General features: G+C 65.0%; 10 protein-coding genes, 1 tRNA gene and 1 pseudogene. 2 read left to right on the top strand and 10 right to left on the bottom strand.

The annotated features are described in order from the left end of the window. A partial coding sequence (gene ppa / locus JHD07_RS24200; RefSeq protein ID WP_291626630.1) for an inorganic diphosphatase occupies positions 1 to 456 on the top strand: 456 nt, incomplete at its 5' end. A 106-nt stretch (positions 457 to 562) separates the two neighbouring features. On the opposite strand, the gene folD is transcribed toward ppa, so the two are convergent. The 3 genes from folD to JHD07_RS24185 are packed head-to-tail and all read right to left on the bottom strand — an operon-like array spanning position 563 to position 2,113. Further along, positions 563 to 1,447: a bifunctional methylenetetrahydrofolate dehydrogenase/methenyltetrahydrofolate cyclohydrolase FolD gene (gene folD / locus JHD07_RS24195; protein WP_291626628.1), complete on the bottom strand. Its 885-nt coding sequence runs from the start codon at positions 1,445 to 1,447 to the stop codon at positions 563 to 565. Positions 1,448 to 1,456: 9 nt separating this feature from the next. Next, on the bottom strand, positions 1,457 to 1,807 hold the full coding sequence (locus tag JHD07_RS24190; protein WP_291626626.1) for a DUF167 domain-containing protein: 351 nt from the start codon (positions 1,805 to 1,807) through the stop codon (positions 1,457 to 1,459). Between the two features lie 15 nt (positions 1,808 to 1,822). Then, positions 1,823 to 2,113: a YggT family protein gene (locus JHD07_RS24185; RefSeq protein ID WP_291626624.1), complete on the bottom strand. Its 291-nt coding sequence runs from the start codon at positions 2,111 to 2,113 to the stop codon at positions 1,823 to 1,825. A 202-nt stretch (positions 2,114 to 2,315) separates the two neighbouring features. Between JHD07_RS24185 and JHD07_RS24180 the strand changes: the two genes are divergently transcribed. Then, positions 2,316 to 2,391: transfer RNA gene (locus JHD07_RS24180), tRNA-Ala, on the top strand. A 121-nt stretch (positions 2,392 to 2,512) separates the two neighbouring features. Here JHD07_RS24180 and JHD07_RS24175 read toward each other — a convergent pair. The 7 genes and pseudogenes from JHD07_RS24175 to JHD07_RS24145 form a co-directional block, all read right to left on the bottom strand. Continuing rightward, positions 2,513 to 3,325, bottom strand: a complete 813-nt coding sequence (locus JHD07_RS24175) for an enoyl-CoA hydratase (RefSeq protein WP_291626622.1) — start codon at positions 3,323 to 3,325, stop codon at positions 2,513 to 2,515. 99 nt (positions 3,326 to 3,424) lie between these two features. Next, positions 3,425 to 4,219 (bottom strand): glutamine amidotransferase, encoded by a 795-nt coding sequence (locus tag JHD07_RS24170; protein WP_291626620.1) that lies wholly within the window; start codon positions 4,217 to 4,219, stop codon positions 3,425 to 3,427. Between the two features lie 128 nt (positions 4,220 to 4,347). Then, positions 4,348 to 5,127: an SDR family oxidoreductase gene (locus tag JHD07_RS24165; protein WP_291626617.1), complete on the bottom strand. Its 780-nt coding sequence runs from the start codon at positions 5,125 to 5,127 to the stop codon at positions 4,348 to 4,350. Positions 5,128 to 5,344: 217 nt separating this feature from the next. Continuing rightward, complete coding sequence (locus tag JHD07_RS24160; protein WP_291626616.1) at positions 5,345 to 5,833, bottom strand: TerB family tellurite resistance protein; 489 nt, start codon at positions 5,831 to 5,833, stop codon at positions 5,345 to 5,347. A gap of 235 nt (positions 5,834 to 6,068) precedes the next feature. Continuing rightward, entirely contained in the window at positions 6,069 to 7,478 is a 1,410-nt protein-coding gene (locus tag JHD07_RS24155) for an adenylate/guanylate cyclase domain-containing protein (protein WP_291626614.1), read from the bottom strand. Between the two features lie 49 nt (positions 7,479 to 7,527). Continuing rightward, entirely contained in the window at positions 7,528 to 8,898 is a 1,371-nt protein-coding gene (locus tag JHD07_RS24150; protein WP_291626612.1) for a cytochrome P450, read from the bottom strand. A 34-nt stretch (positions 8,899 to 8,932) separates the two neighbouring features. After that, positions 8,933 to 9,230 (bottom strand): annotated as a pseudogene (locus tag JHD07_RS24145) (hydrolase); the annotation flags it as partial.

Here is a 9,230-nt window from a genome sequence, read left to right as displayed (position 1 = left end):
CCGATCAAGTATGAGATGGACAAGGAGGCCGGCACGCTGGTGGTCGACCGCTTCCTCTACACGCCGATGCGCTACCCCGGTAATTACGGCTTCATCCCGCACACGCTGTCGGACGACGGCGATCCCTGCGACGTGCTGATCATCAACACCCGCGCCATCATCCCCGGCGCCGTCATGAGCGTGCGCCCGGTCGGCGTCCTGTTCATGGAAGACGAGGCCGGCGGCGACGAGAAGATCCTGGCGGTGCCGTCGTCCAAGCTGACGCAGCGCTATGACAAGGTGAAGAGCTATTCCGACTTGCCGGACATCACGCTCCAGCAGATCCAGCACTTCTTCGAGCACTACAAGGATCTCGAAAAGGGCAAGTGGGTGAAGATCCTGCGCTGGGGCGGCCCGGAGGACGCGCACAGGCTCATCCTCGAAGGCATGGACCGCGAGAAGAAGAAAAAGGGCTGAGGCCTATCGTCATTCCGGGGCGCGCGAAGCGCGAACCCGGAATCCAGATGTTTGTGGCTCGAGATTCCGGGTTCGGCTCTGCGAGCCGCCCCGGAATGACACTCACTTACACTGCCGGCTTCGCCAACCCCGCGATCGCACACGCCGCACGCAGCGTATTCACCAAGAGGCACGCGACCGTCATCTGGCCGACGCCGCCCGGCACCGGCGTAATGGCACCGGCCACTTCGAGCGCTTCCTGATAGGCGACGTCGCCGACGAGGCGCGTCTTGCCGTCCTCCTTCGGGATGCGATTGATGCCGACATCGATCACGGTCGCGCCCGGCTTCAGCCAGTCGCCGCGCACCATCTCGGGCCTCCCGACCGCGGCATAGACGAGGTCCGCCTTCTTCACGAGCCCGGGCAGGTCGCGCGAGCGTGAATGCGCGATCGTCACGGTGGCGTTCTCGTTCAGCAGCAATTGCACCAGCGGACGGCCCACGAGGTTGGAGCGGCCGATGACGATGGCGTTCATGCCTTCGAGCGATGCGTGCACGCTCTTGGTCAGGATGATGCAGCCGAGCGGCGTGCAGGGCGACAGCGCCTCGAAGCCGCCGGCGAGCCGGCCGGCATTGTTCGGGTGCAGGCCGTCGACGTCCTTGGCGGGGTCGATGGCGTTGATCACCGCCTCGGTGTTCAGCCCCTTCGGCAGCGGTAATTGTACGAGAATGCCGTGCACGGCGGGATCGCGGTTGAGCTTGGCGACCAGCGCCAGCAGATCTGCCTGCGAGACGTCGGCCGGCAGCTTGTGCTCGAACGAGGCCATGCCCGCGGCCTGGGTCTGGGTATGTTTGGAACGGACATAGACCTCGCTGGCGGGGTCGTTGCCGACCAGGACGACCGCAAGGCCCGGCACCAGATCGTGCTCGCGCTTGACGCGGGCGACCTCGTCGGCGACGCGTGCCCGAAGCTCCGCGGCGATCACTTTCCCATCGATGATTTTGGCCGTCATGTCAGTTCCTCAGTCCGTCGATTTGGGGCCCGCAGATTTGAGTTGGACGAACTGGCGCAGGGCTTCTCCGAGCCGCGCCGGGTCGCCATCGACCGCGATCTGCTTCAGCCGCGAGGTGGCCCCGGACAGCAACCTGACGCTGGCCTTGGGTACGCCGAGCGATTTCGCCAGCAGCACCAAAACCGCCTTGTTGGCCTCGCCGCCATCGGCGATGGCGCGCACCCGCACCTTGAGCACGCTGCGGCCATCCGACAATTGCTCGATCCCATCGATGTCGTCGCGGCCGCCGCGCGGCGTCACCCGCAGCGCGATGCTGAGACCTGCGGCCGAGTAGCGCCAGGGCTCCCTGCTGGCAACCAAGGCGCTTCCGTCCGCTCAGACCACGTTGGGGTAGACGTAGTACAGGATCACCCGCTCGATGAACATGATGATCAGGATCAGGATGATCGGCGAGATGTCGAGACCGCCGAGGCTGGGCAGGAAATTGCGAATCGGTGCCAGCAGCGGCTCGGTGATCCGGTACAGGAACTCCGCCACCGCCGAAACGAACTGGTTGCGGGTGTTCACCACGTTGAAGGCGATCAGCCAGGACAGGATCGCGGAGGCGATCAGCAGCCAGACATAGAGGTCGAGCACGATGATGACGATGTCGAGAACGGCACGCATGGCTATTGAAGACTCTGGCTATGAAAACTCAGGCTGCGATCGGGATTGACGCCTTTTGCTAGATATCGGTTCCGTCAGGTCCAAACAAGGGAAGTCGGCGCCAGTACGGCTAAAACCGGGTGACACCCGTCCTTGACTTGACCTTGGCGGGGACTTAAATGGCGCCCGGTTGTCGGCCGCGTTCACCAGAGCGGCCAGCAAAGGGGCCATAGCTCAGCTGGGAGAGCGCGTCGTTCGCAATGACGAGGTCGGCGGTTCGATCCCGCCTGGCTCCACCAGCCTTCGCTCGCTTCGCGAGCTTCGGCTGGGCAAGCCTAGGGAAGTCCCTCGTAGCGAAGTGAGCGAAGGCTGTCCCGCCATAGCCCGAAGGGCGACGGCGGACCTTCTCCGTAGAACCCCCTACCTCCCCGTAAACCGCGGCGGCCGCTTCTCCATGAAGCTCGCCACGCCTTCCCTGAAATCGCTGCCGGCCAGCGCCTCCATCATCTCCCTGTTGGCCTCGATCGTCGCCTCGGCGAGGGTCTGGAAGGGCACCTCGTAAAGCTGGCGCTTGATCACGGCCATCGCGCTCGGTGAGACGAAATCGGCGAGGTCGCGCGCATAGGCATAAGTCTCCTCGCGCAGCATCGTAGGCGAAGAGAGCCGGTTGACCAGCCCCATCCGCAGCGCCTCCTCGCTCGACACGCGCCTCGCCGAGAGCAGCAGATCCATTGCATGGGCGTGGCCGACGATGCGCGGAAGCATCCAGCTGATGCCGTGCTCGGCGATCAGCCCGCGCCGTGCGAAGGCGGTGGTGAACACGGTGTTGTCGGCGGCAAAGCGCAGATCGCAATAGAGCGCGTGGACGAGGCCGATGCCGGCCGTGGCGCCATTGAGCATCGCGATGACAGGCTTGTTGATCGAAGGGTAATAGCCGTAGCGCGTCTGCCAATCCGGCCGGCGGTTCATGTCGAATGGCGGCAGGTTCGAGGCGCGCCTGACGTCGTCAGGGTCCAGCCCCTTCAGCGCGTCCATGTCGGCGCCCGCGCAGAAGGCACGGCCCGCGCCGGTGAGCACGATGACGCGGACATTGTCGTCGGCGTTCGACGCCTCCATCGCGTGACGCACGTCGCGCTCCATGACGGGCGTCCAGGCGTTCATGCGATCCGGGCGGTTGAGCGTGATGGTCGCGATCTTGTCGCTCACCTCATAGAGAATGTGTTCGTAGGCCACGGCGCTCTCCCTTGTCGGCCGGCACGCATTGGTGCCGTGCTCGTTGGCGGAGAGCCTAGCATATCCAGCGAAGGGGCAAGGACTTGCGTGGAGGCGCGATCACTCGGCGGCTTGCGCCAGCACCGGCCGGCGCGCCAGCCAGCCGCCGATGAAATGATCGAGCCAGGCGCGTTCGGCGGCATCATAGACGGCACGATCCGCGAAATGATGGTGCTGCTGCCGCGCACCGGGCGCGCTGAAGCCGTCATAGCCGCGCGTGGTCCAGCGGCACATCATCGCGTAAGTCACGTCGGGGTGGAACTGCACGCCGAAAGCATTGCCGGCACGGAACGCCTGCACCGGAAAATCATCGCCTTCGGCGAGCAGCTCGGCGCCTTCAGGCAGCTCGAATCCCTCGCGATGCCAGTGATAGACCTGCGCCGGCCAATGCGGGCAGAGCGCATGCCCCGCGGCGGTCGGCCTGATCGGGTAATAGCCGATCTGGGTCAGCGCCTGCGGATGCGGCGCGACGCGCGCCCCGAGCTGCATCGCCAGCATCTGCGCCCCCAGGCAGATGCCGAGCAAGGGCCGCTGCTCGCGGAGCGGAATTTCGATCCAGTCGATCTCGCGGCGGATGTAGTCGTCGGACTCGTTGGCGCTCATCGGGCCGCCGAAGATCACGGCGCCGGCATGCCGATCGAGCGTCTCGGGCAAGGGATCGCCGAAGCGGGGACGGCGGATATCGAGGCGATGGCCGAGCGCGCGCAGCGCATTGCCGACGCGGCCCGGTGTCGAGCATTCCTGATGCAGCACGATCAGAACCGGCCGCCGGGTTTCAGGAGCGGCAGCGCTCGGCGCCCTCCGTGGGAAGGCGACCACCTCTGCGCCACCAAACCTGTCCGTGCGGAACGACATGGCCTCTGCGAGTGCTATCGGTTCAGGCCGCCAGCATAGCCAAGCGACGGTTAACATCGTGTGAGTTGGCGCACACACGCACGGCTCTTGAAGCAAGCTCCGGGCCATTACGGGTGCGGAGGGCGGTCTCAGCGCCTCTGCCGCTGGAACCGGCTGGTGGCGGCGAGGATGAAGCCGCGCGGGAAGAAACGCAGCGCGAACGGCACGATCTTGATGCCGAGACCCGGCAGCACTGCCCGTTTGTTGGCCATCAGGCCGCGATACGCCTCCTGCGCAACTTCAGTGGCAGAGACGTTGAGAAGGGCCGTATCATGTTCCGATCCGACGCGCGCGCGGGCCTGGAATTCGGTCGGCACCGGGCCCGGGCAGAGCACGGTGACGCGGACGCCGTGCGGCGCGAGCTCCGCCCGCAACGCTTCGGTCAAGGAGATCACATAGGCCTTGGACGCGTAGTAGACGGCCATGCCGGGCCCGGGCAGGAAGCCTGCGACCGATCCGACATTGAGCAGGCCGCCCTTGTTCCTGATGAGCTGATCGGCAAATCTCAGCGACAGGTCCGTCAGGGCCCGGACGTTGACGTCGACGATGCCGAGCTGCTCGGCGCGATCGCACTCGATGGCATCGCCGAACACGCCGAAGCCGGCATTGTTGACGAGATGATCGAGCTCGACGCCTTCGGCGGCGAGCGCTGCCGCGATGGTTTCGCCGGCATCGCGTTGCTCGAGATCGCAGGCGATCACGATCGGCTTCTTGCCGCCCTTGGCCGCGAGCTCGCTTGCGAGCGCTTCGAGCCGATCCGCGCGTCTCGCCGTCAATGCGAGGCGATGTCCATTGGCGGCAAACACGCGCGCCAGCTCCACCCCGATGCCGGCCGAGGCACCAGTAATCAGCGTTACCCGCTCAACCACGTCCAACTCTCTCGAATTCAACTCTTCCCGCCCCGGCAACGACGGAACGAGAGCATAGGCCGTGCGCAACAGGCAAGCCGCATTGGCAGCATGGCGGCTTGAGCAGAACGACAGGCCGTGCCGAAAACCGTTGATTTGCAGGGCAGTGCGACGCGGGTGTCGAATAGATTAAAGTTTCTTCATGTGCCTGGAGACCACGAGTGCCGAGCGAGCGCTGTCAGCCGCCGACGGCGCTATCCCTGACCTGTCCACCGGCACGCTCTGCAACGGCGTGCTTCAGCTCGATCCGGTCGCGCTGGGAAATGCCGAGCAGGTCGGATGCGCGCCAGACGACGTTGTCCTCGAACTCGGTGACCTGGCCGTCGGCATAGACCAGCTCCCACATCATTTGAACGATGCGCTTGCGGCCCTCTTCGTCGAGCGAGCGCATGATGACGCTGGTGAAGCGATAGAGATCGACCGCATCGCCTTCGACCTCCGTGGCGTCCGCGATCAGGCGATCCGCGGTGCCGCGGTCCAGTCCGAAATGGCTTTCGATCAGACCATGCAGCTTGCGCTGCTCGGCCGCGGTCGGCTGGCCGTCCAGCGAAACCACGTGAATCAACAGCGCCGTGGCCGCGAGCCGGTAATCGCTTTCGCCGAATGCGCGGGTCTGGTCATGAGGAGCAACAATGTCGGTGATGAATTGGCGCAAGCCGTCCAGCATGAGGTCCTACCGAAATTGATGACGCCGCAAGGAGCGCGGCCGTTACCAGCATTATATGAGCGGGAAACCCAACCGGCGCAACGTGCGTCAGTTCCGCACGCCGCATTACGTTTCGGCAATCTGGGCGCGCTGTCTGCCGTCATGGCCGGGACAAGCCCGGGCATGACGGTGGAGGATCGAAGGCGCTTCTGCTTCCCTGATGACGGAGCTTGAGGCTGCGACGCGGCCCACAACCTCACGGTATCTCGTACACCACCATCTTGTCGGCGATGCCGCGCAGCGCGGCCTGCTTCTGGATCGGCTTGATCGCGCGTTGCTCGAGCACCTCGGCGACGGCGGGAGCATCCAGCACCGGACCGGTGATGTGAATCTCCTGCGCGGTCGACAGGCTCTGCACGCGGGCGGCGATGTTGACGGTCTGGCCGAAATAATCCTGCCGCTCGTTGAGCATCACCGCAAGGCAGGGGCCTTCGTGGATACCGATCTTGACGATGAGATCGTCGGTGCCACGCTGACTGTTGAGGTCGTCCATCGCCGTACGCATCCGCAGCCCTGCGACGATCGCGTCCTCGGGACGGATGAAGGTCGCCATCACGGCATCGCCGATCGTCTTCACGACCGCGCCTTTCTGCGAAGAGATGATCTCGAGCAGCGCGTGAAAATGCGCGCGCACGAGATCGAAGGCGGCGAGATCGCCGACCCGCTCGTAGAGAGCCGTCGATCCCTTGAGATCCGTGAACAGAAAGGTCAGAGACGTGATCTGGAGCCGCTGGTCGATGCTGAGATTGTCGGCTTTGAACACATCACGAAAGGTCTGGTTCGACAGCATCCGCTTGGCCGTGAGGAACGGCTTCCGCTTGCCGATCAGGTGATGGAGCGCTTCGGCCGCGACGAACACCGACGGCAGGACGCGTGTGCTCGCCTGATTCTGGAACGTCAGGCTGACCGGGCCGGGACGCAGGCTGATCGTCTGTGTCAGCGTCGGTTCGGTGGCGTAGGCGATCGAGAGTTCCTGGGGTTCCGCGGCCGGATCGCCCTGGACATCGATGAACAGAGCAGCGTGCGTGATCGGCTCGAAGATGATGATGAATTCCTTTGGCAGGGTGAGCGAAACCGTCGCCGTTTGACCCTGAGGCAGCTCGCGAGATTCGAGCGCCACCTCGCCGGCCAACGTTTCAACGGATTCATCAGTGAAATCGACGCCGGAACTCCAATAGACCTGCTTGTAATATTCCCACACCGGAAGCGTATCGGGATCATGCGCCGCTATGCGCCTGACCCGCGGGTTCACCGTGAAGGACACCTCGACCTGGTCGTCGACGGAGGCCTTGTAGGCGCAGGCGCACAGCGCGCAGTGATAATCGTCCGGCCTGAGCCCCTTCAGGGTCGAATGCGCCCCCAGCACGCCGCCGCATCCCGGACACAGCACGTTCCAGCCCAGATCGAACAGGCCGAGCCGGGCCGAATGCAGAAAGCCCGATATGGCCAGCTCCTCGTCGAGACCATGCAATCTCGAGAAGTCGATGACATTCACGCGATTGAGCTGGTGGTCCTCGCCGTGGTCGATGAGGTGCTGAATCGCATCAACCACCTTTTCATCGGCGGTCTGTTTCAAAACGGCAAACTGGGCCCGGACATCGCTCATGGCGCAACTCTATAGGGGGGAATGGCGCCATCGGCCAGACGGGGCGGCGTCACCGCCGCGTGATGCGGAACATCGGTGAGTGGTCGGGCTGCGTCGTGACGACGCCAAGCGGGATCACGGCAGGCGCGGTGTCGGCGAGCTCGACACGGAATGCGCCGATCAGCCGCGCCAGCGCCAGCACGGATTCGGCCTGGGCAAACGGTGCGCCGATGCAGACGCGGGGGCCCGCGCCGAACGGCAGGTAAGCGAAACGATCGGGCGCCTCTTTCGACATGAAGCGCTTTGGAATGACCGCGTTCGGCTGGTCCCACAGCTTCTCGTGCCGGTGCAGCAGCCATGGCGCGATCATGATGATGTCGCCCTTGCCGATCTCGACTCCGGCCGCGTTGTCCTTGTCGCGCGCGGCACGCGCGACAAGGAAGGCCGGCGGATAGAGCCGCATGGTCTCCTCGGTCACCGCGCGGGTGAATTTCTGCCGGTCGATGTCGGCCATGCTGTCGAGGTGCTCGCCGCGCGCCTCTGACGCCACTTCCTCCTGCGTGTCGGGATCGAGCGCCAGCAGATAGAGCGCCCAGAACAGCGCGGTCGCCGTGGTCTCGTGGCCCGCGAGGATCATGGTCGCGACCTCGTCGACGAGCTGTTCGTCGGAAAAGCCCTTGCCGGTCTCGGGATCGCGCGCCTCGTCCATGAGATCGAACAGATCGCGTGGCGGCGCGCCGTCCTTCTTGCCCATCGCGCGCCGTTCGGCGATCAGCATGGCGACGAACGCGGTCCAGCGCTTGCGGAACCGGGCGCGGGCGAAATCCATCGGGCTCGGCCATGACACAGGCAACAGCATGTCGAGGAAGTAAGGCCGTCCCAGCCGTGCTGCATATTCCATGATGAAGTTGCGCAAGGTCGCGCCGTGGCGGTCCATGCCGAACGAGAACATCGTGCGCCCGGCGATCTCGAGCGTCATGCGCTGCATGACCTCGCGCAGGTCGACCGGCTCGCCGGTTCGCGCTTCGAGCATGGCGATGGTCTCGTCGAGCACCGCCGTCATGTGCGGGACCAGATTGGCCGTGGCGCGCGGCGTGAAGGCCGGCGCCAGGGTGCGGCGCTGAAACGTCCAGGAATGGCCTTCGGCGATCAGCAGGCCGTCGCCGAGCACGGGGCGCAGCATGCGGATGCCGGCTGGCGTGCGCGTGTAGTTCTCGTAATTGCTGAGCAGGACGTGCCGGATCGCATCGGGCCGGTTCAGGATGAAACTGTTGCGGAAGAAGAAGCGGCCCGGGATGACGTCTTCCTCATAGGCGCGCTGTCCCCAGGTCGCGATCATGTTCTGCCTGACAACCGCGAGTCGGGCGAAGAACGACATGTCGTCGGGCGCGCGCGGAGGGGCCGGAGGGACGATGGGCCGACGCACGCTGGCGATATTCATGGCTCTCTCCCGCAGCTGTGACGCAGGCCAATAGCTAGTAAGTCATTTCGGCAATGGCAATCCGGTTCTCGGAAGCGGGCCAGACCCGTGCCACGATCCGCTCCTCGCCGAATTGGGCCACGATGTTACGCCCAACCTTGCTGGCGGGAAGGCGCAGGGTTGCTGCCGCATCCGTGGGCACGCCCGGCTTGACGTCGGCCGGCTCCTTGCCGTCGAACAGCACCACGTCCCGCGGCAGGCCGAAATAGCCGCGCGGCCGCGACATGATCGCGACGGCACCGGCGTCCTTGTCCGCCGGCCCGAGCGGGCGCGCCGGCCGCAGATGCACCACG

The sequence above is a fragment of the Bradyrhizobium sp. genome, from assembly GCF_016462955.1.
Taxonomy (GTDB): Bacteria; Pseudomonadota; Alphaproteobacteria; order Rhizobiales; family Xanthobacteraceae; genus Bradyrhizobium.
The sequence above is the reverse complement of the archived record's forward strand: the minus strand, read 5'-3'. Positions and strand labels throughout refer to the sequence as shown.

Bases quoted from the DNA above. Each gene is read 5' to 3' on its own strand.
- JHD07_RS24160 (WP_291626616.1), bottom strand. From the start codon at position 5,833: ATGCTGGACGGCTTGCGCCAATTCATCACCGACATTGTTGCTCCTCAT.
- JHD07_RS24155 (WP_291626614.1), bottom strand. From the start codon at position 7,478: ATGAGCGATGTCCGGGCCCAGTTTGCCGTTTTGAAACAGACCGCCGAT.
- JHD07_RS24150 (WP_291626612.1), bottom strand. From the start codon at position 8,898: ATGAATATCGCCAGCGTGCGTCGGCCCATCGTCCCTCCGGCCCCTCCG.
- JHD07_RS24170 (WP_291626620.1), bottom strand. From the start codon at position 4,219: ATGTCGTTCCGCACGGACAGGTTTGGTGGCGCAGAGGTGGTCGCCTTC.
- JHD07_RS24185 (WP_291626624.1), bottom strand. From the start codon at position 2,113: ATGCGTGCCGTTCTCGACATCGTCATCATCGTGCTCGACCTCTATGTC.
- folD (WP_291626628.1), bottom strand. From the start codon at position 1,447: ATGACGGCCAAAATCATCGATGGGAAAGTGATCGCCGCGGAGCTTCGG.